Consider the following 25,808-nt stretch of genomic DNA (forward strand, 5'->3'; position numbering starts at 1 on the left):
CAGAACCGGAGAGCGCCCGTGCCGAATCCACCGGTCCTCGATCCCGCGACGCTGACCGCCGAAACTGGCGCCACCGACTATCCGCAGCCCTTCCGGTCGCAGGTCGCCGGCCGGCACCGGGTGGTGCTGGGCGACCCGCTGGGCTTGAGCAATTTCGGCGTCAACCTGACCACGCTGGCGCCCGGCGCCTCCTCCGCCCTGCGCCACTGGCACAGCCGGCAGGACGAGTTCGTCTATGTTGTGGAGGGCGAGCTGACGCTGGTGACAGACGCCGGCGAGACGCTGCTGACCCCCGGCATGTGCGCCGGCTTTCCGCGGGGCGTCGCCGATGGCCACCGGCTGATCAACCGCAGCGACCGGCCGGCCAGCTATCTGGAGGTCGGCGACCGCAGTGGCGGCGATGAGATCGACTATTCCGACGAGGACATGGTCTGGCGCGACGGCGCCTATCACCACCGTGACGGGACTGTCTGGGAATGAGTGCCGATGTCACCCTGGTGCTGGGCGGTGCGCGGTCGGGCAAGAGCCGCTATGCCGAGGGGCTGGTGACGGCGTTGGGTGGGCCGCGGGTCTACATCGCCACCTCGCAGGTGTGGGACGCCGAGATGGCCGAGCGGGTGGCGAAGCACCGCGACGACCGCGGCCCGGACTGGACGACCGTGGAGGAGCCGCGCGACCTGACCGGAACCTTGCGCCGGCATGCCGCCGAGCGTACCGGCGTCCTGGTCGATTGCCTGACGCTGTGGCTGACCAACCTGATGATGGCCGAGGCCGACATCGCTGCGGAAACCGCGGCGCTGGTGGCGCTTCTGCCGACGCTGCCCGGCCGGGTGGTGCTCGTTTCCAATGAGGTCGGGCTCGGCATCGTACCCGACAATGCGCTGGCGCGCCGCTTCCGCGACCATGCCGGCCGCCTGCACCAATCCATCGCGGCCGCGGCGCCGCGCGTCGTGCTGACCGTCGCCGGTCTGCCGATGTTCGTGAAGGGAACCTCCATATGACCGCCGAGATGTCCGATACGGACGAGCTGAACCGCCGCCATGCCGAGAAGATGAAGCGGCGCAAGGCGTTGCAGGAGCGGGCGCTCGCCTCCAAGACGGTGGAGAAGGGCCTGTTGATGGTCCACACCGGGAAGGGCAAGGGCAAGTCCACCGCCGCCTTCGGCCTGATGATGCGCGCCGTCGGCCACGGCATGCGCGTCGGGATGGTGCAGTTCGTCAAGGGTGCCTGGTCCACCGGCGAGACGGTTGCGCTGGAGCGCTTCGAGGATCTGGTCGATTTCCACACGATGGGCGAGGGCTTCACCTGGGACACCCAGGACCGCGCCCGCGACATCGCCGCCGCCGAAGCCGCCTGGGCCAAGGCCAAGGAACTGATGGCCGATCCGCGCTATCGCCTGATCGTGCTGGACGAGCTGAACATCGTGCTGCGCATGGATTATCTGCCGCTGGACGAGGTGCTGGCGACGCTGGCCGCCCGCCGGCCGGACCTGCATGTCTGCATCACCGGCCGCAACGCCAAGCCGGAACTGATCGCCGCCGCCGACCTCGTCACCGAGATGACGCTGGTCAAGCACCCGTTCGAGGCCGGGGTGAAGGCCCAGGCCGGCATCGAGTTCTAAAGCCATGCGATCCCGGGCGATCATGTTGCAGGGTACCGGCTCCGACGTCGGCAAGTCCCTGCTGGTGGCCGGGCTGTGCCGGGCGCTGGTGCGGCGCGGGCTGAGCGTCCGGCCGTTCAAGCCGCAGAACATGTCCAACAACGCCGCGGTCACGGCGGATGGCGGCGAGATCGGCCGCGCCCAGGCGCTCCAGGCGCGGGCCTGCGGCGTGGCGCCCAGCGTCCACATGAACCCGGTGCTGCTGAAGCCGCAGTCGGATGTCGGCAGTCAGGTGGTGGTGCGCGGCGTGGTGGTCGGCACCGCGCGCGCCGCCGACTATCAGGCCCGCAAGCGCGAGCTGCTCGGCACCGTTCTGGATAGTTTCGAGCGGCTGCGGGGCGAGGCCGATATCGTGGTGGTCGAGGGTGCCGGCAGCCCGGCGGAGGTCAATCTGCGGGCCGGCGACATCGCCAACATGGGCTTTGCCACCGCTGCCGACGTACCGGTTTTGCTGGTCGGCGACATCGACCGCGGCGGCGTGATCGCCAGTCTGGTGGGCACCCACGCACTTCTACCGAAATCTGAACAGGAGCGCATCAAGGGCTTTCTGATCAACAAGTTCCGCGGCGATGTTCGCCTGTTCGATGAAGGGCTGCGGATCATCGAGAGCCACACCGGCTGGCGCGGATTCGGCGTGGTGCCCTGGCTCAAGGAGGCGGCAACCCTGCCGGCCGAGGACGCGGTGGCGCTCGACCGGCCGCGGGAGGCCGGCAATGGGGCGCTGCGCATCGCCGTGCCGATGCTGTCGCGCATCGCCAACTTCGACGATTTCGATCCGCTGGCGCAGGAGCCGGGCGTCGCCCTGACCATGGTGCGTCCGGGCCAGCCGCTGCCTGGCGATTGCGATCTGGTGATCCTGCCCGGCACCAAGGCGACCATCGCCGACCTCGCCTTCCTGCGGGCGCAGGGCTGGGACATCGACCTGATGGCCCATTGGCGGCGCGGCGGCCGGGTGCTTGGCATTTGCGGTGGCTACCAGATGCTGGGCCGGCGCATCGCCGACCCCGATGGCATCGAAGGCCCGCCCGGCGAGGCCGCCGGGCTCGGGCTGCTGGATGTCGAGACGGTGCTGAAGGGGCCGAAGGTGCTGGAGGAGGCCCGAGGCACGGAGCGGCGCACCGGTGCCGCGGTGGCGGGCTACGAGATGCATATGGGCCGCACGGAGGGGGCCGACCGGGCGCGGCCGATGCTGGAGCTTACCGGCGGCGGAACCGATGGGGCGGAGTCGGCGGACGGACGGGTGGCAGGCTGCTATCTGCACGGCCTGTTCACCGCCGACGGCTTCCGCTCGGCCTATCTGCGCCGGCTGGGAAGCGCCGGGTCGGACCTCGGCTATGGCGTGGCGGTCGAGCGGGCGCTGGACGCTGTCGCCGACCGGCTGGAGAGCGTGGTGGATGTGGACGGGCTGTTGACAGTGGCGCAGGGGTGAGGGAGGGGGCGATGCCCCCTCAGACCGCCTCCTGCTCCACCGATAACGCGCGCGGCAGCTTGAAGACGATGTTCTCGGTCGCGGTGCGCAGCTCCTCGACCGTCACGTCGAAGCGGCTGCGGGCGGCCTCGATGACCTCCTCCACCAGCACTTCCGGGGCGGACGCGCCGGCGGTGATGCCGAGGCGGGCGACGCCGGCCAGGGCGCTCCAGTCGATGTCGGCGGCGCGCTGGACCAGCTGGGCGGCCGGGCAGCCATGGGTCTTCGCCACCTCCACCAGACGCTTGGAGTTGGAGGAGTTCGGCGCCCCCAGCACCAGCAGCGCCTCCACCTTCGGCGCGATGGCCTTCACCGCCGCCTGACGGTTGGTGGTGGCGTAGCAGATGTCCTCCTTCTTCGGCCCGGCGATGGCGGGGAAACGGGCCTGGAGCGCAGCCAGGATTTCCGTCGTCTCGTCGACCGACAGGGTGGTCTGGGTGGCATAGGCGAGGTTTTCCGGGTCGCTCACCTCCAGCGTCGCGACATCTGCCACCGTCTCCACCAGCACCACGGCGCCCGCGGGCAGCTGGCCCATGGTGCCGATGACCTCGGGATGGCCGGCATGGCCGATGAGGACGATCTGCTTGCCGTCCTCGTGATGGCGTTCGGCCTCGCGGTGGACCTTGCTGACCAGCGGACAGGTGGCGTCGAGATAGAACAGCCCGCGCGCCTCGGCCGCCTGCGGCACCGACTTTGGCACGCCATGGGCGGAGAAGACCACCGGGCGGCCGTCCGGCACTTCGGTCAGCTCATCGACGAAGACAGCGCCCTTGGCCTCCAGGCTTTCGACCACGAAGCGGTTGTGGACGATCTCGTGCCGCACATAGACCGGCGCCCCGAAGCGCTCCAGCGCCGTCTCGACGATCTGGATCGCCCGGTCCACCCCTGCGCAGAAACCGCGCGGTGCCGCCAGCAGGATGGTCAGGGGCTGGCGGGTTGGGGAATTGGTCGTGGTCATATGCGCTGTACCGCCCTTGCGTGGAGAAGGTCGCCTTTAGGTAATCCTGTGCTGAACGGTCACAAGGGATAGAACCGCCGCGCGGTCTTGTGCCGGTCAAGCTGGGACACTAAAGTCGCGATCCAACAGCCCGTTAACCGATCAGGCCGAACCGATGGACCGCCGCGACCGTAATATAGGAACCCCCGCCCGGAAAAGCCCGCTGGCGTCCCTCTTTGGGATGGGCCGCCCTGCGTTGCTCGCGGCCGGGGCCGTTCTGGTGCTTTCCGGCTGCTCCGGCATGGGGCCGACCAGCCCGTCGGAAGCGGCGCTGGCCTGCCCGAAGGTCAACATCGTCCGCGACCTGCAGGAAGTGACGGTGTTCCGTCCCGGCGGCAAGGATCTGACCGATCTGGAGTCGCGCGCCGCCCTGACCGATTTCACCGGCAGCTGCGACTACACCAGCAGCGGCGTCACCGTGAATGTGAACGTCTATCTGGTGGCGGAACGCGGTCCGGCGCTCCAGGGCAGCACCGCCAAGTACCAGTATTTCGTCGCCCTGGCCCAGCCGGACGACACGCTGGTGTCGAAGGCCTATTTCGACACCGACGTGACCTTCGTCCCCGGCCAGCCGCGCGCCGGAACCCGCGAGGAGCTGACGCCGAAGATCCCGCTGCCCAAGGACGCCAACGCCAAGGACTGGAAGATCTATCTCGGCTTCCAGCTGACGCCCGAGCAGCTGAACTTCAACCGGACGCAGGTGAAGAAGTAACTGTCTTCGGGCTCCAGCCCGCTGATAACGCCTGAAAAAAGGAGCGCCCATCATGCCGTGGGCGCCCCCTCGACGGTCAAAGCTTAAGGTTGAAAGCTTATGCCAGACGGGTGGCGACGAAGAAGGTAGCCGTCGGCGTGCCGTCCAGGATGCCGTCGGTGACGATAGTGTTGAGCACCTTCATCTCCACGTAATCGCTCGTCCCGTTCATGTAGGTCACGGATGTCGTGGCGGCATAGGTGGGAGTCGCCATAGGGGTGAGGGAACGGCATAGGGCGATGTTGGTGTCGTTGAGATAGAGCCCGGCGTAGATCGACCCGTTGGCGCCGCAGTTCATCATCACCTGGGCATGAAGCAGATAGTGGCCGGCGATCGAAGGTTGGAAGCGGGAAGTCGTGCCGTTGAAAGCGTTGCCGATATTGATGTTGGCCGTGGTCAGCAGCACCTTGGCCCAGCTGTTGTTGGTGATACCGTTCTGGCCGACGTTGTTGCGGTGCGCTCGGACGACGACGGAGTTCTGCGTCGGAGCCGTAAGGTCGATGAGGGATCGCTCATCCACCACAGCATCGTTGGTGACGGCATCGGTCGTCGGCAGGAGCATCACGCGGGCCACCGGCAGCTTGCCGACCGGAATCGCCGGCGGGGTCAGGCTGTTGGCGGTGCCAGGGACGATGGCCGCGGCCCCGGTGTTGCGGTCCACCACCACGCGGTCGATGCGGAAGCCGCTGGTCGGCGGTGCGAAGGGGCCGACCGATTGGGCGTTCACCTCGGTCAGGGTGGTGCCGTTCAGCAGGTTGCCGGGATCGAGCGCCAGGGTCAGGTTCGGCACGAGTTGGGCATGGGGGGCGAAGTTGCCGACGATGCGCTGGGACACCGCCCAGTTGGCGGCGGACTGGGGCAGGTCGGACGGGTTGAAGGCCTGAACGGTCATTGCGCGCTCTCCACTCTGTCGATTGGAATGAGTCCCGCGATGGACAACGGCTGGCCAGCTCGGCGCGATGCGGTGAATGGGTTTGTATACCTATTTTTCTCGCGGAAAAGGAAAATTTCCAAAACTGCTGTATTTCAACGGCTTGGCTGTTTCATGGGCCAGAGCGCCGATTGACAAACCTGTCTGATCGCGACAGTGTGCCGCCATCACGCCGATGATCCCTCGCGGGAGAGATCGCTTGTAGCCTTGTCGTAAATCGACAGGTCCGCAGGCGGCGCCGAAGGAGCAACCGCCCCCGGAAACTCTCAGGCAAAAGGACCGCAAGGGGATAAGGCAACTCTGGAAAGCAGCCTCGGCGCCCAGTCGCCGCGACTCACCGAAGGAGTAAACCGGGTGCCCGGCTCGACCGGACGGCGGTGAATCTCTCAGGTCCAAGACAGAGGGGGCAGCTTCCTGCACCGATCCCGGTGCGGGTGCCGTAACCCTGTCGGAGGACCAGCGTGACCGAGGCCGCAACCGCTCTCAAGACCACCCCGCTGCACGCGCTCCATGTCGAGCTTGGCGCCCGCATGGTCCCCTTCGCCGGCTATGACATGCCGGTGCAGTATCCCCTGGGCATCCTCAAGGAACACCAGCACACCCGCGAGAAGGCCGGGCTGTTTGACGTGTCCCACATGGGGCAGGTCCGCCTGACCGGCGAAGATCCGGCCGCAGCATTGGAAACGCTGGTTCCCGGCGACATCAAGGGGCTGGCGCAGGGCCGCATGCGCTACACGCTGTTCCTGAACGAACAGGGCGGCATCCTCGACGACCTGATGGTGACCAATGCCGGCGACCACCTGTTCCTGGTGGTGAATGCCGCCTGCAAGGAGCAGGACGTCGCCCACCTCCGCGAGAAGCTGGCCGAGAAGGCCGAGGTGGAACTGCTGGACGATCTGGCGCTGATGGCGCTCCAGGGTCCGATGGCCGCCGAGGTGATGGCCCGCTTCGTGCCGGAAGCCGCCACCATGAAGTTCATGAGCTACCTGTCCGCCACCTTCAAGGGCGTGCCGGTGATCCTGACCCGCTCCGGCTACACTGGCGAGGACGGTTACGAGATCTCCTGCGACAAGGCCGATGCGGAGATGATCGCCCGTGCACTGCTGGGCGAATCGGAGGTCGAGGCGATCGGGCTGGGCGCCCGCGACTCGCTGCGCCTGGAAGCCGGGCTTTGCCTGTACGGCCACGACATCGACACCACCACGACGCCGGTGGACGGTGCGCTGGAATGGACCCTGCCGAAGCGCCGCCGCGCCGAGGGCGGTTTCCCCGGCTATGACATCATCCACCGGCAGCTGACCGAGGGCACGTCGCGCCGCCGCGTCGGTATCCAGCCGGAAGGCCGCCAGCCCGCCCGCGAGCACACCGAAATCCAGGATGCCAACGGCACCGTCATCGGCGAGATCACCAGCGGCGGCTTCGGCCCGACGGCCGGCGCGCCGGTCGCCATGGGCTATGTCGACATCGCGAACTCGGCGGTCGGCACGCCGCTGACGCTGGTGGTGCGCGGCAAGCCGCTGCCCGCCCGCGTCGCCGCCACGCCCTTCGTGCCGCAACGCTATTACCGGGGCTGATGCCCCGGCTTCCCCAATCACAAGCAACCGTTTTGAACAGGGAAACCTTCCAATGACCAAGAAATTCACCAAGGACCACGAGTGGGTTCAGGTCGATGGCGATGTCGCCACCGTCGGCGTCACCGACTTCGCCCAGAGCCAGCTGGGCGACGTGGTGTTCGTCGAGCTGCCCGACGCCGGCCGCGTGCTGGAGAAGGGCAAGGAAGCCGCCGTCGTCGAATCGGTGAAGGCCGCCAGCGACGTCTACGCCCCGGTGTCCGGCACCGTAGTGGAGGCCAACCAGTCCCTGGTGGACGACCCGTCGATGGTCAACAGCGCCGCCGAAACCGATGGTTGGTTCTTCAAGCTTCAGCTCAAGGATGCCTCCGAACTGGATGGCCTGATGGACGAAGCGGCCTACAAGGCCTTCGTGGAGGAATCCCACTAACATGCGCTATCTGCCCCTGACCGAGGCCGACCGGCAGTCGATGCTGGAGGCCATCCGCGCAACATCGGTCGAAGACCTGTTCCGCGACGTTCCAAAGGCGGCCCGTCTGGCCGGCCCGATCGGGGGCTTGCCCAACCACATGGGCGAGCTTGAGGTCGAACGGCTGCTCGGTTCCATGGCCGCCAAGAATGTGCCGGCGGGGTCGGTGCCGAGCTTCCTCGGCGCCGGCGCCTACCGTCACCATGTACCGGCCACCGTCGACCATCTGGTCCAGCGCGGCGAGTTCCTGACCGCCTACACGCCGTACCAGCCGGAGGTGAGCCAGGGCACGCTGCAGGTCCTGTTCGAATTCCAGACCCAGGTCGCGCTGCTGACCGGCATGGATGTGGCCAACGCCTCGATGTATGACGGCGCCACCTCCTGCGCCGAAGCCGTCATGATGGCCAACCGTGTCACCCGGCGGAAGAAGGCGATCCTGTCCGGCGGCCTGCACCCGCATTACCGCGACGTGACCACCACCGACGCCCGTTTCATCGGCTTCGAGGCGGTGGCCCTGCCGGCCGCCCCGACCGGCGGCGAGGATCTGTTGGCGCTGGTCGATGACAAGACTGCTTGCGTCGTCGTGCAGAACCCGGACGTGTTCGGCCATGTCCGCGACTACACCGACCTCGCGGCTGCCTGCCAGGCCAAGGGTGCGCTGCTGATCGTCGTGGTGACAGAAGCGCTGTCGCTGGGGCTGCTGACGCCGCCGGGCGACATGGGCGCCGACATCGTCGCGGCGGAAGGCCAGTCCTTCGGCAACGCCCTGAATTTCGGCGGCCCCTATGTCGGGCTGTTTGCGGTGAAGGAGAAATATGTCCGCCAGATGCCGGGCCGCCTGTGCGGCGAGACGGTAGACGCCGACGGCCGCCGCGGCTTCGTGCTGACGCTCTCCACCCGCGAGCAGCACATCCGCCGCGAAAAGGCGACATCGAACATCTGCACCAACTCCGGCCTGTGCGCGCTGGCCTTCTCGATCCATGTCAGCCTGCTGGGCGAAGCGGGGATAACGCAGCTTGCCCAGCTGAACCATGCCAAGGCGGTCCAGATGGCCGACAAGCTGGCGGCGGTTCCGGGTGTCGAGGTGCTGAACGACGGCTTCTTCAATGAATTTACCGTCAAGCTGCCGAAGCCGGCCGCCGCGGTGGTCGAGGAGCTTGCCAAGCGCCGCATCCTGGGCGGCGTGCCGGTGTCGCGCCTCTATCCGGGCGAGATGGAGGACCTGCTGCTGGTCGCCGTCACCGAGACCAACACCGATGCCGACATGGACGCCTTCGCTGCCGCTCTGAGTGAGGTTCTGGCATGAGCATGAACAACCAGGGCCGTCCGTCGGCCATTCCGGCCGGCGCCGCCTCGTTCGACGGCGTGACCGGAACCGTCACCGGCAACCGCGGTCTCCAGATCGAAGAGCCGCTGATCTTCGAACAGGACAGCGCCGGGCGCACCGGCGTCGATCTGCCGGACGTGCCGAAGGTGGCGTCCCGCCTGGGTGCGGTGAAGCCGCGCGCCAGGGTCGGGCTGCCCGGCCTCGCCGAGCCGCAGGTGGTCCGCCACTACACCCGCCTGTCGCAGAAGAACTACGCCATCGACAGCGGGTTCTATCCGCTGGGCTCCTGCACGATGAAGCACAACCCGCGCCTCAACGAGAAGATGGCACGGCTGCCGGGCTTCTCCGACGTGCATCCGATGCAGCCGGTCAGCACGGTGCAGGGTGCCTTGGAGCTGATGGACCAGCTGGCCTACTGGCTGAAGACGCTGACCGGCATGGCCGCCGTGACGCTGGCGCCCGCCGCCGGTGCCCATGGCGAGATGTGCGGCATCATGGCGATCCGCTCCGCCCATGAGGCGAAGGGCGACAGCGGCCGTACCAAGATCCTGGTGCCGGAAAGCGCCCACGGCACCAACCCGGCGACCGCCGCCGCCTGCGGCTACAGCGTCGACGCCATCCCGGCGACCGCCGACGGCCGCGTCGATCTGGAGGCGCTGAAGGCCAAGCTCGGTCCCGATGTGGCCGGGCTGATGCTGACCAACCCCAACACCTGCGGCCTGTTCGAACGCGACATCATCGCCATCGCCGAGGCGGTGCATGCGGCCGGTGCCTATTTCTACTGCGACGGCGCCAACTTCAATGCCATCGTCGGGCGGGTGCGTCCGGCCGATCTCGGCATCGACGTCATGCACATCAACCTGCACAAGACCTTCTCCACCCCGCATGGCGGCGGCGGTCCGGGGTCGGGGCCGGTGGTGTTCGCGGAGTCGCTGGCACCCTACATCCCGGTGCCCTACGTCACCCACGGCAAGGACGGCTTCGCGCTGGTCGAGAACGCCGGCGAAGGTCCGGCCTTCGGCCGGATGAAGGCCTTCCACGGCCAGATGGGCATGTTCGTCCGCGCCCTGTCCTACATGCTGAGCCACGGCGCCGACGGGCTGTGGCAGGCGTCAGGCGATGCGGTGCTGAACGCCAACTACGTCATGGCGCGGCTGGAGGACGTGATGACGGCCTCCTTCGAGGGGCCGTGCATGCACGAGTGCCTGTTCGATGACCGTTTCCTGAAGGGAACGGGGGTCACCACGCTCGACATGGCGAAGGCGCTGATCGACGAGGGCTTCCACCCGATGACCATGTATTTCCCGCTGGTCGTCCACGGTGCCCTGCTGATCGAGCCGACCGAGACGGAGAGCAAGGCCAGCCTGGACCAGTTCGTCGACGCGCTGCGTGCGCTGGCCGAGCGGGCGAAGTCCGGCGATGTCGCCTATTTCCAGGCCGCGCCGCGCCTGACGCCGCGCCGTCGCCTGGACGAGACGGCCGCCGCCCGCAAGCCGGTGCTGCGCTGGACCCCGCCGGTACCGGCGGAGGCTCTGGCGGCGGAGTAAGGATGGACATGACGCTCCCCCTCCCTGCAAGGGAGGGGGGCGTCTTCCTGTTGCCTACCTGTCGGTCTTGCCGACGAACTTGTCGGCCTTCTTCTGATCCTCGGCGGCCTCGCGGGCCATTTCCTCGCCGATCTTCGGATCGATGCTCTTGGCTTCCTCGATCAGGTCGCGCGCCTTGCGGGCATCGCCGTCGGCGGCCTTGTCCAGCGCCTGCTCGGCCAGATCGTGGGCCTTCTTGTGTTCGGGGCTGTCTTCGTGGCGGGTGGCCATGGGGCGTTCTCCTGTGGCTTGAGCATTGGGAAACAGGTCGTTGTCCAACAGGAGCCGCCGGCCGGGGTTCCGCTCTCCGCACTGCACAAAATTTTTTCGAAAGCGACGGAATAGGGAAGTCGGTCCGCCCGTTTGTGCTGGTGTCCGGTGGCGAACGGCCACCCAGCAACAGGGCACGCGAACTCCCCATGAGCAACCCGAAGAACTCGATCCGGCGCGCAGCCATCGCCGCCGCACTGCTGGCCGTGACCGCCGGCCACGCGTCCTTCTGGTCCTGGCGCAATGCGCCGACGCCTGTGGAGGCGGAGCCGGGCCGTATCGAATCCGTGTCCTACTCGCCGTCGGGCCGCAGCTACGACCCCAACCACCAGCCGGTGGTGCCGCGCAAGGACATCGAGAAGGACATGACCGCCATCGCCGGCTTCGCCGATGGCGTGCGTACCTACTCGACCCTCGGCTCGCAGGGCGAGGTGCCGGAGATCGCGGTGTCCAAGGGCCTGGACGTCACGCTCGGCATCTGGTTGAGCAAGGACAAGTCCCGCAATGAGCGGGAGGTGCTGCACGGCATCGCGCTCGCCAAGGAATTCCGCGGCATCAAGCGCATCGTCGTCGGCAACGAGACGCTGCTGCGCGCCGAACTGACCGATGCCGAGCTGGCCTCCTACATCAAGCGGGTGCGTGCCGCCGTTCCGGCCAACATCAAGGTCGGCACCGCCGACGTGTGGTCGGAAATGGTCAAGGCCGACGCCACGGTGAAGGCGTCCGACTTCATGGGCGTCCACGTCCTGCCCTACTGGGAAGGCGTGCCGGTGTCCGATGCGCTGACCTGGATCCGCGACCGGCTCGACACCGTGCGCAAGGCCCATCCGGGCAAGGCGCTGTTCGTCGGCGAGGTCGGCTGGCCGTCGGGTGGCGAGAACTTCCACGACGCCTACCCGACGCCGGAGGCCCAGGCCGCCGTCGTCCGTGGGTTCGCGGCGGAAGCCAACGCGCTCGGCCTGCATTACAACGTCGTCGAGGCCTTCGACGGCATCTGGAAGTCGACCATCGAAGGCTCGCCCGGTCCGACCTGGGGCGTGCTGGATGCCGACCGCCAGCCGAAATGGTCGATGACCGGCGCCGTCGCCGCCCCCTATGGCGAGCGTGTCGCTGCGGGCGTCGCAATCGCCGTCGGCCTCGCCCTGTCGGCCTTCGCCGTGTTCCGCCGCCGGACCAATGCCGGCTTTGCGCTCGCCGCCTCGCTGGGCGCCAACATCATCGGCTTCGCCATCGGCTCCGCCGTCGCCGGCGCCTTCTCGGAATATCTGACCTTCGGCGCTGTCACCACCTGGGGCTCGGCCTTCGCTCTCGGCACCCTGATGATGAGCGTCGCCTTCGCCGATCTGGTGGACGTCGCCCGCCGGCTGCTGACCGGCCGCGCCCCGGCCCTGCTGCCGCATGGCGTGCCCAGCACCGAACACAAGCCGATGGTCTCGATTCACGTCGCCGCCTGCCGCGAGCAGCCGGACGTGCTGAACGCCACGCTGGCCTCGCTGTCGCGTCTCGACTACCCGAACTACGAGGTCGTCGTCCTCATCAACAACACCGAGGAGGAGCATCTGGTCCGCCCGGTGGAGGAGATGTGCCAGGCGCTGGGGCCGAAGTTCAAGTTCCACTGGTACAAGAAGATCTCCGGCTTCAAGGCCGGCGCCCTGAACGCCGCGCTGCGCCACACCGATCCGTCCGCCGAGATCGTCGCCGTGCTGGACGCCGACTACACCGTGTCGCCCGACTGGCTGTCGAAGCTGGCCCCGACCTTCGCCGATCCCTCGGTCGGCATCGTCCAGGCTCCGCAGGAACACCGCGACGGCCATGAGACGGTGCTGAAGTCGGCGATGACCGCCGAGTACCGCCCCTTCTTCGACGTCGGCATGCAGGAGGGCGTGTCGTCCCAGGCCTTCATCTGCCATGGCACGATGATCATGCTGCGCCGCTCGGCGATGGATCAGGTCGGCGGCTGGTCGGAAGCCGGCATCTGCGAGGACACCGAACTGGGCCTGCGCATCCTGTCGGCCGGCTACCGCGCCGCCTACACCGACGAGCGCCTCGGCGCCGGTCTGGCCCCGGACAACTTCATGCAGTTCCGCAAGCAGCGTGACCGCTGGGTGTTCGGCTCGACGCAGATCGTCCGTGCCCACTGGAAGAAGTTTCTGCCGGGTGCGGCCGAGTTGAGCGCGCGGCAGAAGCTGGGCTACGTCACCAACTGGATCCGCTGGTGGTCCGACGCCGTCGGCCTGTTCGCAGCATCCGCCGCCGTGGTCTGGACCTTCGCCTCGCTGGTTCTGCCGCTGCACCTGCCGCCGGTGTCCGCCACCGCCGCCGTGCTGGGTGCCCTGGTCCTGCGTGCCGGTTCCAGCCTGCTGGCATCGCGCTATGCCTCGGGCAACAGCTGGAAGGAAAGCCTGGGCGCCTGCGCCGTCGGCATGGCGCTGTCCACCACCGTCGCCCTGGCCGTCGTCCGCGGTCTGGTCCGCAAGCACGATGCCTTCCGGGTGACCGCCAAGGGCGGCAAGCGCACCGCCGGCCGCTTCTGCGCCAAGCCGGAAGCCTGGCTGTCGGCCGCCCTGGTCGCCTCGTCCGCCACCGCCGCGCTGGTCAACCCGCTGGGCACCCTGTCGCTGGAACTGTGGGCGGTGCTGCTCGCCGCGATGGCGGTGCCGAACCTGATGGCCGTCGCCTTCGGCATCGGTGACATGCTTCCGGTCCGTGAAGCCAAGCCGGCCCCGGTTCCGGCCGCCCAGCAGGGCAACACCGCCGGCCAGGAGCAGGGCACGAGCCACCCGGTCGCCGCATAAGGCCCATCTTCCATCACTCATGCAAAAACGGCCCCTTCCCCGCCTGACCTGTGGGGGAGGGGCCGACTTTTTTGGGGGTGGAGTCGCTTTTCCCACCAAGGTGAAACTTGTCTGCAACAGCGCTTCGTGCCTACCATCGGCGGCTCAAACCGATAAAGGCGCGCGAACCAACGCGCCCCGCATCCTTCGGAGGGAGATCGTTATGCATGTCGTGAAAGCGTCCGACCAGTCCCCGCCTTCGCTGTTGTCAGGTGACAACCGGGTTCGACTGGAATACTGGCTGGCCGCACAGGCCGGCGCATCCCGCGTCACGGTGACGGAGGATGGACGGCTCGGCGGCGGGGCGATTTCCCTGAATCTGGCGGTGACGCTGGATATCGTCGGCGGGCCGCTGGCCGGGCGTCATGCCTGCGTGCTGCGGGCCGAAGGCGGCGGGCGTATCTCGGCCAGCATCGGCAAGCTGCGGGAATTCGTGGTGCTGCGCGCCGCCTTCGCGGCCGGGGTGATGGCGCCGGAACCGTTGTTCGGCTGCGACGATCCGGCGGTGCTGGGCCATGACTTCTACATCATGCGGCGGGCCGAAGGGCTCGGTGCCGGCCACGCGGTGACGCGGTCCGAAGCGGCGCAGCCGGAACTGGCGCGCGAACTTGGGCGGCAGCTTGGCCTGCTGCACCGGATCACGCCGGATACCGAGGGGCTGGAGCGGCTGGGTGAGGCGCCCGACTGCCCGGCGCAGGAGACGCTGGCGCAGTACCGCCGCTGGTTCGGCGATCTGGGGCGGCGCGATCCGGTGATCGCCTGGGGGCTGCGCTGGCTGGAGGTCAACGCGCCGCTGCCGGGTGCGGTGGTGCTGTGTCATCGCGATTTCCGCACCGGCAATTATCTGGTCAAGGACGGCGCGCTGACCGCGATTCTGGATTGGGAGTTTGCCGGATTCAGCGACCCGATGGAGGATCTCGGCTGGTTCTGCTCACGCTCCTGGCGGTTCCGCCGGCCCGACCGCGAGGCGGGCGGCATCGCCGACCGGGCGGAGTTCTATGCCGGCTATGAGGAAACCTCCGGCCGTCGCGTCGATCCGGCGCGCGTCGCCTATTGGGAGACGGCGGCCTATCTGCGCTGGGCCGCTGTCGCGGTTGAGCAGGGGCTGCGCCACAGCTCCGGTGCCGAGCGCTCGCTGGAACTGGCGCTGACCGGACGGATGCTGCCGGAAATCGAGATGGACATGTTGCGCCATCTGCGCACCATCGGTGCCCTCGGGGGGATGGCGGCGGATGCCGTGGAAAAGGTGGCCTGATGCGCGCCAATCCCGACGCCCGCGGCCTGCTGGAGATCGCCGCCTCCACCTTCCGTGCCGACGTGCTTCCCCATGTGGCCCCGGAGGCGCGTTTCGCCGCGCTGATGGTCGCCAATGCGCTGGAGATTGCCGAGCGCGAGTTGAAGGGGCTGGACGCCGCCGGCCATTCGATGCTGGGCGCGCTCGCCCTGCTCTATGGCGAGGATGCCGACGACGTGCTGTCCGGCGACGACCTGCGCAAGCGGGTGGAAGCCTTGCAGCACCGCCTGTGCATCGAGATCGCCGCCGGCGATTTCGACCAGGAGGGGCAGGGCGTGCTGATGGATGCGCTGGAGGCCATCGTTGAAGCGCGGCTTGGGATCTCCAACCCGAAGGCGTTGGGGTAAGGGCACCGGGGGTGGGGCGCTTCCGGCGCCCCGCTTCGCGGTCAGACTCTCTGTGCCTTCCGTTCGCGCTTAACCTCATACATGGCGGCATCGGCCTTCCGCAACGCCTCGTCCACGGCGACGGTGCGTGGGTCGACGGCTGTGGGTCCGAAGCTTGCGCCGGAATAGTGCAGGGTGATGCCCCGCAATTCATATTCACCGATCAGCAGCGGCGCCAGACGGTTGCACAGGGTCTCCGCGGCCGCCTGACCCGCAGCATCTCCGGATGGACCGAGGCCGGTGACGATGAATTCGTCGCCGCCGAAGCGGCCCAGGATGTCGCCGGACCGGAGGCCTGCCGACAGGCGCTTGCCCACCTCGATCAGAAACGCATCTCCGACTTCATGGCCGTGACGGTCGTTGATCGCCTTGAAGCCGTCCAGATCGATGAAGGCGATCAGGACCGTCTGCCCTGTCGATTCGGCGCCGGCGAACAGACGGTCCATCTCCTTCAGAAGGAAGCGCCGGTTGGGCAATCCGGTCAGGACGTCGGTGAAGGAATGCGCTTCCAACGCGCTGTTGATCGATTGCAGGTTTTCGAGAAGCTGTTCCCGTTCCACATGCAGGCCGATCAGCGAGGAGAAGAGGCGAAGAGTCTGCTCCCCTTTCGGAGTCAGCGGCTTGCGTTCCGACCCGGCCGCACACAGCGTTCCAAAAAGTGTGCCGTCATTCAGCCTGACCGGAGTGCTGACGTAGGTCTGGATGCCGAGAGCCTTGGCGGCGTCGCAATCGCCCCACAGCGCTGGCACGTCTTCGGTGTGGAACTTTCCCTCGTCGAGTGCGCGCTTGCACAGGGTCCCTTCCCAAGGAACGACAAGCCCTTCGGGAATCTGCATCGTCTTGGTGTTGTAGGCAAACAGAACACGCTGTATGCCCAGCTCCTGGTCGATGCAGGTCAGATAGGTGGCCTCCAGTTCCGTTACCGCTTCAAGCAGGCTCAGCAGCGGACGGGTCAAATCTTCTACTGACCGGGCGGAAGACAGGGTGTCGGAAATCTCGGAGAAAAACTTGTCTGACATGGATGATCCGTCGACTGCACAACAATAGTAGGTCTATGAAACGTTGTGGACGTACTTAAGGAAGGACTACCTGCTGTTGCCCCGTCCCGGATACGCTTCGTGAGTCGCCTCAACTTCATACTCTAAACAGGATAATGCCATACCCTAATGCAGCGTTCAAGTTGGGGAACCACTCCCTGCCGTGCCATCAACTTCCAAGCCACTTGTGTGAGGCGTTGAAGTCCCAGTGAATGTACTGAGGGCAAGCGCTTCAGAATATCGGATGCGGGGCAGGGTATGAACCGTATCGCTATTCCCGCCAAGCCTGCGCTCGACAGACGGGGGCATTGCAGCCATATAATCGGTTCCCGTTCCGTACCCTTCCTCCGATCGGATCGCCGTCCCATGGCAAGCCCTGTCCTGTCCGCCATTCCCGCCAAGCCCCTCGCGAAGCTGGAAGCCGGAAAGCAATTCGTCATCGTGTCGGACTACACGCCTGCGGGCGACCAGCCGAACGCCATCGAGGAACTGACCGGCGGACTGCGGCAGGGCGAGAAGGATCAGGTGCTGCTGGGCGTCACCGGGTCGGGCAAGACCTTCACCATGGCGCACGTCATCCAGACGGTGCAGCGCCCGACGCTGATCCTGGCGCCCAACAAGACGCTGGCGGCACAGCTGTATGGCGAGATGAAGTCCTTCTTCCCGAACAACGCGGTGGAATATTTCGTCTCCTATTACGACTACTACCAGCCGGAGGCCTACGTCCCGCGCACCGACACCTACATCGAGAAGGAATCGTCGATCAACGAGCAGATCGACCGCATGCGCCACTCGGCGACACGGGCCCTGCTGGAGCGCGACGACGTCATCATCGTGGCGTCGGTGTCCTGCATCTACGGTATCGGTTCGGTCGAGACCTACTCTGAGATGACGGTTGACCTGCGCAAGGGCGAGGTGATCGCCCAGCCGGAGCTGCTGCGCAAGCTGACCGAGCTTCAGTACAAGCGCAACGACGCCGCCTTCGGCCGCGGCCTATTCCGCGTGCGCGGCGACACGGTGGAGCTGTTCCCGGCCCACATGGAAGACCGGGCGTGGCGCATCTCTCTGTTCGGCGACGAGATCGAGGCCATCCACGAGATCGACCCGCTGACCGGCGAGAAGCTGGCGGCGCTGGAGGCCGTGCGCGTCTATCCCAACAGCCACTATGTGACGCCGAAGCCGACGCTGAATCAGGCGATCAACCAGATCAAGCGGGACCTGAAGGACCGGCTGGAGGAGTTCGCCGCCGAAGGCAAGCTGCTGGAGGCGCAGCGGCTGGAGCAGCGCACAACCTTCGACATCGAGATGATGGCGGCGACCGGCTCCTGCGCCGGCATCGAGAACTATTCCCGCTATCTGACCGGCCGCGCCGCTGGCGATCCGCCGCCGACGCTGTTCGAATATCTGCCGGGCGATGCGCTGCTGATCGTCGATGAGAGCCACGTGATGGTGCCGCAGATCGGCGGCATGTACCGCGGCGACTTGGTTCGCAAGTCGACGCTGTCCGATTATGGCTTTCGCCTGCCCAGCGCCAAGGACAACCGCCCGCTGAAGTTCGAGGAGTGGGAGGGCATGCGGCCGCAGACGGTCTTCGTCTCCGCCACGCCCGGTCCCTGGGAATTGGAGCGCACCGGCGGCGTCTTCACCGAACAGCTGGTCCGCCCGACCGGCCTGATCGATCCACCGGTGATCATCCGCCCGACCGAGACCCAGGTCGACGACCTGATCGGCGAGTGCAAGGAGGTGGTCGCCAAGGGTTATCGCGTGCTGGTCACCACCCTGACCAAGAAGATGGCGGAGGCGCTAACCGAATACATGCACGAAGCGGGATTGCGCGTGCGCTACATCCACTCCGACGTGGAGACGCTGGAACGCATCGAGATCATCCGCGACCTGCGGCTGGGTGCCTATGACGTGCTGGTCGGCATCAACCTGCTGCGCGAGGGGTTGGACATCCCGGAATGCGCGCTGGTGGCGATCCTGGACGCCGACAAGGAAGGCTATCTGCGTTCCAGGACCTCGCTGATCCAGACCATCGGCCGTGCCGCCCGCAACATCGACGGACGGGCGATCCTCTACGCCGACAAGATCACTGACAGCATGAAGTACGCCATCGACGAAACGGCACGCCGCCGTGAGAAGCAGATGGCCTACAATCTGGAACACGGCATCACACCGGAATCGGTGAAGAAGGCCATCGGCGACATTCTGGAAAGCGTCTTCGAGCGCGGCGACCACGTCACGGTCAAGACCGGCCTGAACTCCAACGAGCTGGTCGGGCATAACCTGAAGAGTGTCATCGCCGATCTGGAAAAGCGCATGCGGGCCGCTGCCGCCGACCTGGAGTTCGAGGAGGCCGCCCGCCTGCGCGACGAACTGCGCCGGCTGGAGGCGATGGATCTGGGGCTGGAAACCCCCGGCAGCATCGGCATCAGCAGTGCGCGCCAGGGTCGCGGCATTCCGGAAGGGGCGCCGAAGAAGCAAGGCAGGCGCCGTCGCGGGCCGTGATCCACCTCCTGTTGACCCACCCTTGTCCTGAACAGGTTGCAACACCATACTTCCGCTTCCGGTAGGGTGGCGCGGGATCGCAGGAGGGTCGTGGCTTGTTCGTTCGTCGTGTCTTGATGGTGCCGCTGATTGCGCTGGCGCTGAGTGGCGTCGGCATCGGTTCGGTATCCATCGCCGCGGCGGCGGATGCGAAATCCGCAGCGAAGCCGAACGCGGTGGCCGAACTGCCGCCGCCGTCACTCAAGACCAGATCAGGCGATTGTGAGCTGGCGGAGCAGGGTAACGCCGATGCCGCGTTCCGGCTGGCCCGCCGCTATCTGTTCGGCAAGGGAGTGCGCAAGGACCGGCGGCTCGGCACCGCCTGGCTGCGCGCCGCCGCCTCGCGCGGACATCCGGAGGCGCGGCGGCTGGTCAATTATGTGCCCGGCCGCATGGGGCGCATCCGTCCCTGGTGCCGACCCGGCGCCGGTCCGGTGCGGGAGATGGGGCCGCCCCCGGCGGAGGTGGTGGCGCTGGTCAACAGCATCGCGCCGAAATACGGCGTCGACCCGGCGCTGGTGCTGGCGGTGATCCAGGCAGAAAGCGCCTTCCGCACCGATGCGGTGTCGCCCAAGGACGCTGCCGGGCTGATGCAGCTGATCCCTGACACGGCCGACCGCTTCGGCGTCGGCGACGTCTTCGACCCCAAGCAGAACATCACCGGCGGGGTGAAATACCTGCGCTGGCTGCTGGCCTATTTCCAGGGCGACGTGACGCTGGCGCTGGCCGGCTACAATGCCGGGGAAGGAGCGGTCGACCGTTACAAGGGCGTTCCGCCCTATGACGAGACGCGCAACTACGTCCGCATCATCCACCGCATCTATGACAACACCCGCCATCCCTTCGACGGGTCGGTGGCGGAGCCGTCTTCGGCCATGCCGGCCATCCGTGCTGCGGCGGAGCGCGCGGTCGAGGCGGAGTTGCCACGCGGCGCCAAATCGCCGAAAAAGGGATAGTCCCGTCAATCCTGAACAGGAGTGCCCGCCCGTGCCGATGTCCGAACGCCACGTCCTCGGCCTCAGCGCCGCCGGGTTCCACCGGATGGCTTACACCCAGTGGGGGCGGGACGATGCCGCGCGCACGGCGGTCTGTGTCCATGGGCTGACGCGCAACGGCCGCGATTTCGACCGGCTGGCGCTGGCCTTGGCGGATGGTTGGCGGGTGGCCTGTCCCGACGTGGTCGGGCGCGGCCGCAGCGACTGGCTGCCGGTGCCGGCGCTCTACGGCTATCCGCAATACTGCTCCGACATGGTGGCGCTGATCGCCCGCATGGGGGTGGAAACGGTCGATTGGGTCGGCACCTCGATGGGCGGGCTGATCGGCATGACTTTGGCGGCGCAGGCCAACAGCCCGATCCGCCGCATGGTGATCAACGATGTCGGCCCCTTCATCGCCCAGGCAGGGCTGCAGCGGATTGCGGATTACGTGGGCAAGGACCCGGTGTTCGAGGATTTGCCGGCGCTGGAATCCTACCTGCGTTTCGTGCTGATGGGCTTCGGCACGATCGGCGACCAGTGCTGGCGCCACATGGCGCAGCACAGTGCCCGGCCGCTGCCCGACGGGCGTTTCCGCCTGGCCTATGATCCGGCCATTGGCGATGCGTTCAAGACGGCGCCCATCGGCGATGTCGATCTGTGGGCATTGTGGGATCGCGTGCGCTGCCCGGTGCTGGTCCTGCGCGGCGCCGAGTCCGACCTGCTGAGCGCCGAAACCGCGGAGCGGATGGCGGAGCGTGGACCGGGGGCCGCCGGTCTGGTGCGGGTGGTGGAGATTGCCAACACCGGCCACGCCCCCTCCCTGATGACGGACGAGCAGATCGCCATCGTCCGCAACTTCCTGGCGGAGGGCTGAGCGCCCTCCGGAGCGGCCAATCAGTTCACCCGGCGCAGCACCGTGTCGAGCCGGCCATGGCCGTCCTTGTCGAGCCAGCTGGCGGCGACACGGCCATCCGGACGCAGGCGGTAGCGCAGGATGTTGCGCCCCTTTTCGTCGAAGACCAGCTCGCCATTCTCGATCCGGCCCTTGCGGCGCACCCGTTCGGCGGGCTGGTCCGATTCCATGCCGGCGCCCAGCACATAGTCGGCATAGACGGCGTCGCCCTCGGCCTTTTCCACCGACAGGGCGACTTCGCGACCGTTGATGTAGCTGCCGTACCACATGCCCATATAGGGGCGCAGCGTGGCGGTCGCGTCGTTGCCCCTGGCCGAGCCCGACGCATTCGCGGGCAGGGCGGCCTGCAGCATTTCGGCACTCGGGCTGCGGCCCCAGGTCTCGTCGCAGGGCGGGTCGTTGGGGGTCGGCGGCTCCTCCGCGAAGCGGGCGATGCAGGCGCCGAAGCGGCGGACGAACAGCCCTGTGTTGGCGGCGCCATGGCCGGTCAGCAGCGATGGCTGGTCGACGATCAGGCTGCTCAACCCGCGCTGGGTCAGGATGTTGCGGGCCGGCTCGGCGCGCCCGCCCGGATCGAAATCGTCGCCGTGGAAGAAGAACATCATCACCCGCGCCCGCCGGACCTCGCGCAGGATCGGCCAGAGCTGGGCGGCGTTCTCGCGGTAGCTGTCGAACGCCTCGGTGAAGTTGCCGAAGGCGGCCGGGGCAGTGGCGACGACGGCATCGATGGCGTTGGTCTGGCCGGCGGCGATCAGCGAGATGAAAGCACCGAAGGACTGGCCGGTCAGGGCGACCCGGCGATAGCCCTTGGCCTTCAGCGCCTCCGAATAGCCGGCGAGCGCGCGGGAGCTGTTGGGCAGGGTGTCGCTGACCCGCATGCGGTCCAGCCGGTAGACGTCCCAGCCGGCGTCGCGCATTGCCTTCATGTAGAGCGGGGTGGGGGCTTCCGAATCTTCGGAGTCCACCGACCGGCCGTGGCTCCAGACCACCGCGCCGCGGGCCTTTGCCGGGCCGGCCAGCGAGGCCTCGCCGTAGGCGGATTTCAGAACGATCTGGGCCGTTGCCGGGCGGGCGACCGTCAGGCCCCCGGCGACAGCCAATCCGATTGTCGCGACCAGTGCGAGAACAACCCCCCGAATCGTCCGCCTCATGCCCAGCGATCCCCCTGAACTGCTTAGTCGCTTCAGGATTGCCGCCGTTCGTTAACGCGACCTTTCCATGGTTTCCACTGTCACGGACGGCCGTTTTTTGTCACAGGCCAGCTTCGCAAATAAGAATGACTCGCATTTAGAGAGGGGAAGCGGTAGGGTGTTCCTGCAACCGGATGAAGGAGCGTCGGCATGTGCGGGACGGTGGAAGAGGGGCGGTACTCGCCTTGGACGGTGGCGGACCTGACGACCGCCGAACGGGCGCTGCTGACCGGTGTGCGCCAGTGGTTCCGCGCCGGTACCGCCGGGGCGATGGCATCGATGCGCATCGGTCTGAATGTGGCCGGTGTGCCGAACACCGCACTGCTGCCGCTGTTCGCCCTGCTCGGTACCTTCGCGGTGGCCGGCGCCCGCCGGCCGGAGATACGCTGCCCGGCCTGCAGCCGGATCAGCATCGACGAAGCCGCCCTGCTGGATTCCCTGGCCGCGGTACAGAGCGGCGACGCGGAAATGGCGGCGCAACTGTTCGACCGCTGGCTGCCGCCGGTCGCACTGCTCATGGCGACCGACGCGATGGTCGAGCTTGGCGGCATCCTGGATGGCGCGCGTATCTTCCTGCCGCGCCGGCGGGTGGCGCGTCTGGTGACGCCGGCAAACGGCCCGACCATGGGCGATATGGCGATGGCGGCCGAATAAACGGTGGCGAGATAGATAACGGCGGCGTGGGGGTCAGTCGCCGGCCATCTTCAGGCTCCGGCTGCGGTCTAAGGGGGCACCGGCCGCGCCACTGGCTTCGGGCAGACGTTTGTGCAGAAGCCACTGGTCGATGGCGACGCGGACCAGCCGGCCTTCCGGCGTGTGGTAGAGGAACTGCCCGCGCTCCCGTCCGCAATGCTCATAGCCGAGCCGTTCGTAAAAGGGCAGCACGCCGACATTGTCGCGGTCCACCCCCAGTTCGGCGAAGGGCACGCCGCGCTGGATCACCACCCGTTCGGCTGCCCGCATCAGACGGACACCGATGCCGATCCCGCGAAAGGGTTGGAACACACGCAATGCCCATAGGGTCGCACGGCCGCTCGGCCGCTTGCGCAGGAAATCTATGCAGATCTGGCCGACCGGAAAACTATTGACGTCGGCCAGCAGCATGGCGCCGTCACCGCGTTCCTGAAGACGGAAAGCGCCAGCGATGATTTCGCGATGGGGTGTGTGCAGACCGTACCATTCGAGCGACGGCAAATCCTCCTGCCTTGCCGGACGGATGGTCAGCGGCAACTCGAGCTTTTCGCTGTTCCCGCCTTCGCTGCTGTCCTCCTCTGCCGTATCCAGTCCGAAGTGAGCGGTGGTGGCTGTGCCGCGGATGCCGATGCGGCGCTGTGCTGTTGCCATGATGCCGATGCCTCGCAGGTTTTTCCCCGCACTGTGCCGCCGATGGATCGGGGGGCGGCTTCGCTGACAACCCTACACGCCATGCGGACGTTCCCACGCTGCGCGGTTGGGATAAGGCTTTCGGTGGGACACCCCTTTTCCGCGGCTTCATATAAAACAAATAAAATTTGATAAAAATTAATAATAGACATTTGCCGGTGGTGTTCTGAAGAGGGCTGATGCTTACGGATGAAAGACGATCTATGAAAACGGCAGTGGGTTGAATACCAGAAGTCTTATTGACGTTAGAGGACGCTGTTTGATAGATCTGTGAGTAGAGATAAACTCTCTATCGTATGAAGAACAAAACGATTTTATCTAAAATTCGCGTCATCGGGCGGGGGATTGAATCATGACGAGAATCGTCAATCTGGGACGTACTGGTTTATTCGTGGCGATGCGCGGTGGAGTTATGACCAGCCTCGGCGGTCACAGCCATTGGCGCAGCGTTGACGAGGTTCGCCGCGCTGCGCTGGCGGAGAATATTCCGGTCAGCGATCTCGTGGTTCGCACGCTGCCTTGAGCGGTCGCATCACGGCCAAGCCTGGACAATGAGAAAGGGCGCGTTCCTGGGAACGCGCCCTTTCTTCAACCCTGTACCGTGAAACGGATCAGCCGGCGCGGACGCGGGTCAGGAACCGCTCGACCTCGGACCTCAGGGTTCCCGACTGGCGCGACAGTTCGTTGGTCGCCTCCAGAACCTGACGGGCCTCTTCACCGGCATTGTTGGCCGAAGCGTTCACCGCGACGATGGTTTCGCTGACCTCGCGGGTGCCGATCGAAGCCTGCTGCACGTTGCGGGCGATCTCCGTCGTGGCGGCGCCTTGCTCTTCCATGGCCGTGGCGATGGAGGTGGAGATCTCGTTGATGCGGGCGATGGTGCCGGAGATGGACCGGATGGCCCCGACGGCCTCCTGGGTTGCCCCCTGGACGGCGCCGATCTGCGAATTGATCTCCTCCGTTGCCTTGGCGGTCTGGTTGGCGAGGCTCTTCACCTCGCTCGCCACGACGGCGAAGCCCTTGCCGGCCTCACCGGCACGCGCCGCCTCGATGGTGGCGTTCAAGGCAAGCAGATTGGTCTGGCTGGCGATGTCATGGATCAGCTTAACCACCTGTCCGATGCGGCTGGCGGCATCGGCCAAGCCCTGCACGGTGGCATTGGTCCGCTCGGCCTCGGTCATCGCGGCGTTGGCGATGGCGGCCGACTGGGTCACCTGATGGCTGATTTCGCCGATCGAGGCGGTCAACTCCTCCGCCGCCGCGGCGACGGTCTGGATGTTGACCGAGGCCTCCTCGGCGGCGGCGGCGACCTGGGTCGACTGCTCGCTGGTGGTTTCCGCCGTGCGGCTCATAGCCTGGGCAGTGCCCTGCAGCTGCTGGGCAGCACTCGCCACCGCCTGGACCACACCCTTGACTTCGCGTTCGAAACTGTCGGCGGTGCTGCCCAGTTCCCGCGCGATGATCGCCGCAGTGTTCAAGTCGATATAGACGGAGGTGGCGAGGTCCATGTCCAGGAACACCGCCTTGTTGATCGCCTGGAGTAGCTGCGACAGCTTTTCCGGCTTCTTGCGGTAGATCTGGGTCGCCAGCTCGATCAGCTTGTTCAGGGTGAAGCAATAGGCGCCGGTGTACCAGCGCGGTTCAAGCCCGATGCGCTGGTGGGTCTGGCCGATCTTCAGGACCTGATTGACGTAAGCCTCGTCGAAGGTGCCGGTAAAGACGTTGCGCAGCCAATGCTGCTTCTGCAGGTCGCGGGCGCGGCTGGTCACCGCTGGATTGCCCAGCATTGGCGCCACCTGCGGCACGGCACGCAGGTAACCGTAGAACTCTTCCAGAATTTGATCGATGCGCTGCGCCAGATAGGGCTGGAACTCCCGCAGGGTTGCCTTCGTCGCCTCGTCGATGCGCAAGAAGGTGATGCGGTCGACAATCGATTGAGTCTGGGCAGCGTTCGGCATGGAGCCCTCTCCCATTTGTGATATGACTAGCGTACTAAGAATTGGCGAAAATGCAATCTTTCCCGCGGGCCGCACATCATGCGCAGGCATTCGCAACTTTGAACCTGTCACTTTGTCGCATGACGCCCTTAAGCGGCAGCCAACGCATCGGATTGCAGCCGGCTGGGATCGAAGCCGAAACAGTCCACAAAAGAAAAGGCCGGCGGGGCCATGGGCACCGCCGGCGTGAAGGTTACAGGTCTGGAGGCAACAGGCGGGC

24 protein-coding genes and 1 riboswitch are annotated in these 25,808 nt (G+C 66.6%); of the genes, 17 read left to right on the forward strand and 7 right to left on the reverse strand.

The annotated features are described in order from the left end of the window. Positions 1 to 18: 18 nt before the first annotated feature. Genes GBZ48_RS03965 through GBZ48_RS03980 form a run of 4 tightly spaced genes read left to right on the forward strand, consistent with a single transcriptional unit; the run spans position 19 to position 3,089 of the window. Entirely contained in the window at positions 19 to 480 is a 462-nt protein-coding gene (locus GBZ48_RS03965; protein WP_174469826.1) for a cupin domain-containing protein, read from the forward strand. After that, entirely contained in the window at positions 477 to 1,001 is a 525-nt protein-coding gene (cobU, locus tag GBZ48_RS03970) for a bifunctional adenosylcobinamide kinase/adenosylcobinamide-phosphate guanylyltransferase (protein WP_174469827.1), read from the forward strand. The genes GBZ48_RS03965 and cobU overlap by 4 nt, the downstream gene beginning before the upstream one ends. Beyond that, the gene (gene cobO / locus GBZ48_RS03975; protein ID WP_343049219.1) at positions 998 to 1,621 is read left to right on the forward strand and encodes a cob(I)yrinic acid a,c-diamide adenosyltransferase; all 624 of its coding nucleotides are present in this window, start codon (positions 998 to 1,000) and stop codon (positions 1,619 to 1,621) included. Before cobU ends, cobO begins: the two co-directional genes overlap by 4 nt. Before the next feature lie 4 nt (positions 1,622 to 1,625). Continuing rightward, the gene (locus tag GBZ48_RS03980) at positions 1,626 to 3,089 is read left to right on the forward strand and encodes a cobyric acid synthase (protein WP_174469828.1); all 1,464 of its coding nucleotides are present in this window, start codon (positions 1,626 to 1,628) and stop codon (positions 3,087 to 3,089) included. Positions 3,090 to 3,108: 19 nt separating this feature from the next. Here the strand turns inward: GBZ48_RS03980 and ispH are convergent, their stop codons facing one another. Further along, positions 3,109 to 4,086, reverse strand: a complete 978-nt coding sequence (gene ispH / locus GBZ48_RS03985) for a 4-hydroxy-3-methylbut-2-enyl diphosphate reductase (RefSeq protein WP_174469829.1) — start codon at positions 4,084 to 4,086, stop codon at positions 3,109 to 3,111. Between the two features lie 235 nt (positions 4,087 to 4,321). Here ispH and GBZ48_RS03990 point away from each other — a divergent pair, with 235 nt between their 5' ends. Beyond that, entirely contained in the window at positions 4,322 to 4,837 is a 516-nt protein-coding gene (locus GBZ48_RS03990; protein ID WP_246306962.1) for a hypothetical protein, read from the forward strand. Between the two features lie 97 nt (positions 4,838 to 4,934). Here the strand turns inward: GBZ48_RS03990 and GBZ48_RS03995 are convergent, their stop codons facing one another. Further along, positions 4,935 to 5,768: a hypothetical protein gene (locus GBZ48_RS03995; RefSeq protein WP_174469831.1), complete on the reverse strand. Its 834-nt coding sequence runs from the start codon at positions 5,766 to 5,768 to the stop codon at positions 4,935 to 4,937. A 215-nt stretch (positions 5,769 to 5,983) separates the two neighbouring features. Next, positions 5,984 to 6,099, forward strand: a riboswitch (glycine riboswitch). A 169-nt stretch (positions 6,100 to 6,268) separates the two neighbouring features. Here GBZ48_RS03995 and gcvT point away from each other — a divergent pair. From gcvT to gcvPB, 4 genes are read left to right on the forward strand one after another with little or no spacing between them, the layout of a single operon-like run. Then, a complete protein-coding gene (gcvT, locus tag GBZ48_RS04000) occupies positions 6,269 to 7,381 on the forward strand; it encodes a glycine cleavage system aminomethyltransferase GcvT (RefSeq protein ID WP_174469832.1) in 1,113 nt (370 codons plus the stop codon). Between the two features lie 52 nt (positions 7,382 to 7,433). Next, on the forward strand, positions 7,434 to 7,808 hold the full coding sequence (gcvH, locus tag GBZ48_RS04005) for a glycine cleavage system protein GcvH (RefSeq protein WP_174469833.1): 375 nt from the start codon (positions 7,434 to 7,436) through the stop codon (positions 7,806 to 7,808). A 1-nt stretch (position 7,809) separates the two neighbouring features. Beyond that, positions 7,810 to 9,153, forward strand: a complete 1,344-nt coding sequence (gcvPA, locus tag GBZ48_RS04010) for an aminomethyl-transferring glycine dehydrogenase subunit GcvPA (protein ID WP_174469834.1) — start codon at positions 7,810 to 7,812, stop codon at positions 9,151 to 9,153. Further along, positions 9,150 to 10,721, forward strand: a complete 1,572-nt coding sequence (gene gcvPB, locus GBZ48_RS04015) for an aminomethyl-transferring glycine dehydrogenase subunit GcvPB (RefSeq protein WP_174469835.1) — start codon at positions 9,150 to 9,152, stop codon at positions 10,719 to 10,721. Before gcvPA ends, gcvPB begins: the two co-directional genes overlap by 4 nt. Before the next feature lie 54 nt (positions 10,722 to 10,775). Here the strand turns inward: gcvPB and GBZ48_RS04020 are convergent, their stop codons facing one another. Then, positions 10,776 to 10,991: a hypothetical protein gene (locus GBZ48_RS04020; RefSeq protein WP_174469836.1), complete on the reverse strand. Its 216-nt coding sequence runs from the start codon at positions 10,989 to 10,991 to the stop codon at positions 10,776 to 10,778. A gap of 188 nt (positions 10,992 to 11,179) precedes the next feature. Here GBZ48_RS04020 and GBZ48_RS04025 point away from each other — a divergent pair, with 188 nt between their 5' ends. From GBZ48_RS04025 to GBZ48_RS04035, 3 genes are all read left to right on the forward strand, one after another. After that, positions 11,180 to 13,825, forward strand: coding sequence for a glycosyltransferase (locus GBZ48_RS04025; RefSeq protein WP_174469837.1), 2,646 nt, complete (start codon positions 11,180 to 11,182; stop codon positions 13,823 to 13,825). Positions 13,826 to 14,027: 202 nt separating this feature from the next. Then, positions 14,028 to 15,119 (forward strand): phosphotransferase family protein, encoded by a 1,092-nt coding sequence (locus tag GBZ48_RS04030; RefSeq protein ID WP_174469838.1) that lies wholly within the window; start codon positions 14,028 to 14,030, stop codon positions 15,117 to 15,119. Beyond that, positions 15,119 to 15,505 (forward strand): DUF6285 domain-containing protein, encoded by a 387-nt coding sequence (locus tag GBZ48_RS04035; protein ID WP_174469839.1) that lies wholly within the window; start codon positions 15,119 to 15,121, stop codon positions 15,503 to 15,505. The genes GBZ48_RS04030 and GBZ48_RS04035 overlap by 1 nt, the downstream gene beginning before the upstream one ends. A gap of 41 nt (positions 15,506 to 15,546) precedes the next feature. Here GBZ48_RS04035 and GBZ48_RS04040 read toward each other — a convergent pair whose 3' ends face one another. After that, on the reverse strand, positions 15,547 to 16,563 hold the full coding sequence (locus GBZ48_RS04040) for a GGDEF domain-containing protein (protein WP_174469840.1): 1,017 nt from the start codon (positions 16,561 to 16,563) through the stop codon (positions 15,547 to 15,549). A 384-nt stretch (positions 16,564 to 16,947) separates the two neighbouring features. Between GBZ48_RS04040 and uvrB the strand changes: the two genes are divergently transcribed. From uvrB to GBZ48_RS04055, 3 genes are all read left to right on the forward strand, one after another. After that, positions 16,948 to 19,089, forward strand: a complete 2,142-nt coding sequence (gene uvrB / locus GBZ48_RS04045) for an excinuclease ABC subunit UvrB (protein ID WP_174469841.1) — start codon at positions 16,948 to 16,950, stop codon at positions 19,087 to 19,089. A 95-nt stretch (positions 19,090 to 19,184) separates the two neighbouring features. Next, a complete protein-coding gene (locus GBZ48_RS04050; protein WP_246306963.1) occupies positions 19,185 to 20,084 on the forward strand; it encodes a lytic transglycosylase domain-containing protein in 900 nt (299 codons plus the stop codon). A gap of 37 nt (positions 20,085 to 20,121) precedes the next feature. Then, positions 20,122 to 20,979 (forward strand): alpha/beta fold hydrolase, encoded by an 858-nt coding sequence (locus GBZ48_RS04055; protein WP_211105621.1) that lies wholly within the window; start codon positions 20,122 to 20,124, stop codon positions 20,977 to 20,979. A 20-nt stretch (positions 20,980 to 20,999) separates the two neighbouring features. On the opposite strand, the gene GBZ48_RS04060 is transcribed toward GBZ48_RS04055, so the two are convergent. Further along, positions 21,000 to 22,118, reverse strand: a complete 1,119-nt coding sequence (locus GBZ48_RS04060; protein ID WP_246306964.1) for an alpha/beta fold hydrolase — start codon at positions 22,116 to 22,118, stop codon at positions 21,000 to 21,002. A gap of 240 nt (positions 22,119 to 22,358) precedes the next feature. On the opposite strand from GBZ48_RS04060, the gene GBZ48_RS04065 reads away from it, so the two are divergent. Continuing rightward, positions 22,359 to 22,862: a hypothetical protein gene (locus tag GBZ48_RS04065; protein WP_174469844.1), complete on the forward strand. Its 504-nt coding sequence runs from the start codon at positions 22,359 to 22,361 to the stop codon at positions 22,860 to 22,862. Positions 22,863 to 22,895: 33 nt separating this feature from the next. On the opposite strand, the gene GBZ48_RS04070 is transcribed toward GBZ48_RS04065, so the two are convergent. After that, a complete protein-coding gene (locus tag GBZ48_RS04070) occupies positions 22,896 to 23,552 on the reverse strand; it encodes a GNAT family N-acetyltransferase (protein WP_174469845.1) in 657 nt (218 codons plus the stop codon). Positions 23,553 to 23,943: 391 nt separating this feature from the next. Between GBZ48_RS04070 and GBZ48_RS04075 the strand changes: the two genes are divergently transcribed. Continuing rightward, positions 23,944 to 24,114 carry a hypothetical protein gene (locus tag GBZ48_RS04075; protein WP_174469709.1) on the forward strand — a complete coding sequence of 57 codons (171 nt, stop codon included), beginning with the start codon at positions 23,944 to 23,946 and terminating at the stop codon, positions 24,112 to 24,114. Between the two features lie 88 nt (positions 24,115 to 24,202). Here GBZ48_RS04075 and GBZ48_RS04080 read toward each other — a convergent pair whose 3' ends face one another. Beyond that, a complete protein-coding gene (locus tag GBZ48_RS04080) occupies positions 24,203 to 25,549 on the reverse strand; it encodes a globin-coupled sensor protein (RefSeq protein WP_174469846.1) in 1,347 nt (448 codons plus the stop codon). Positions 25,550 to 25,808: the final 259 nt, after the last annotated feature.

The organism is Azospirillum melinis, assembly GCF_013340935.1.
GTDB lineage: Bacteria > Pseudomonadota > Alphaproteobacteria > Azospirillales > Azospirillaceae > Azospirillum > Azospirillum melinis.

Coding starts and splice junctions, on each gene's coding strand:
- cobU (WP_174469827.1), top strand. CDS start 477: ATGAGTGCCGATGTCACCCTGGTGCTGGGCGGTGCGCGGTCGGGCAAG.
- cobO (WP_343049219.1), top strand. CDS start 998: ATGACCGCCGAGATGTCCGATACGGACGAGCTGAACCGCCGCCATGCC.
- GBZ48_RS03980 (WP_174469828.1), top strand. CDS start 1,626: ATGCGATCCCGGGCGATCATGTTGCAGGGTACCGGCTCCGACGTCGGC.
- ispH (WP_174469829.1), bottom strand. CDS start 4,086: ATGACCACGACCAATTCCCCAACCCGCCAGCCCCTGACCATCCTGCTG.
- GBZ48_RS03995 (WP_174469831.1), bottom strand. CDS start 5,768: ATGACCGTTCAGGCCTTCAACCCGTCCGACCTGCCCCAGTCCGCCGCC.
- gcvH (WP_174469833.1), top strand. CDS start 7,434: ATGACCAAGAAATTCACCAAGGACCACGAGTGGGTTCAGGTCGATGGC.
- gcvPA (WP_174469834.1), top strand. CDS start 7,810: ATGCGCTATCTGCCCCTGACCGAGGCCGACCGGCAGTCGATGCTGGAG.
- gcvPB (WP_174469835.1), top strand. CDS start 9,150: ATGAGCATGAACAACCAGGGCCGTCCGTCGGCCATTCCGGCCGGCGCC.
- GBZ48_RS04020 (WP_174469836.1), bottom strand. CDS start 10,991: ATGGCCACCCGCCACGAAGACAGCCCCGAACACAAGAAGGCCCACGAT.
- GBZ48_RS04025 (WP_174469837.1), top strand. CDS start 11,180: ATGAGCAACCCGAAGAACTCGATCCGGCGCGCAGCCATCGCCGCCGCA.
- GBZ48_RS04030 (WP_174469838.1), top strand. CDS start 14,028: ATGCATGTCGTGAAAGCGTCCGACCAGTCCCCGCCTTCGCTGTTGTCA.
- GBZ48_RS04035 (WP_174469839.1), top strand. CDS start 15,119: ATGCGCGCCAATCCCGACGCCCGCGGCCTGCTGGAGATCGCCGCCTCC.
- GBZ48_RS04040 (WP_174469840.1), bottom strand. CDS start 16,563: ATGTCAGACAAGTTTTTCTCCGAGATTTCCGACACCCTGTCTTCCGCC.
- uvrB (WP_174469841.1), top strand. CDS start 16,948: ATGGCAAGCCCTGTCCTGTCCGCCATTCCCGCCAAGCCCCTCGCGAAG.
- GBZ48_RS04055 (WP_211105621.1), top strand. CDS start 20,122: ATGTCCGAACGCCACGTCCTCGGCCTCAGCGCCGCCGGGTTCCACCGG.
- GBZ48_RS04065 (WP_174469844.1), top strand. CDS start 22,359: ATGTGCGGGACGGTGGAAGAGGGGCGGTACTCGCCTTGGACGGTGGCG.
- GBZ48_RS04070 (WP_174469845.1), bottom strand. CDS start 23,552: ATGGCAACAGCACAGCGCCGCATCGGCATCCGCGGCACAGCCACCACC.
- GBZ48_RS04075 (WP_174469709.1), top strand. CDS start 23,944: ATGACGAGAATCGTCAATCTGGGACGTACTGGTTTATTCGTGGCGATG.
- GBZ48_RS04080 (WP_174469846.1), bottom strand. CDS start 25,549: ATGCCGAACGCTGCCCAGACTCAATCGATTGTCGACCGCATCACCTTC.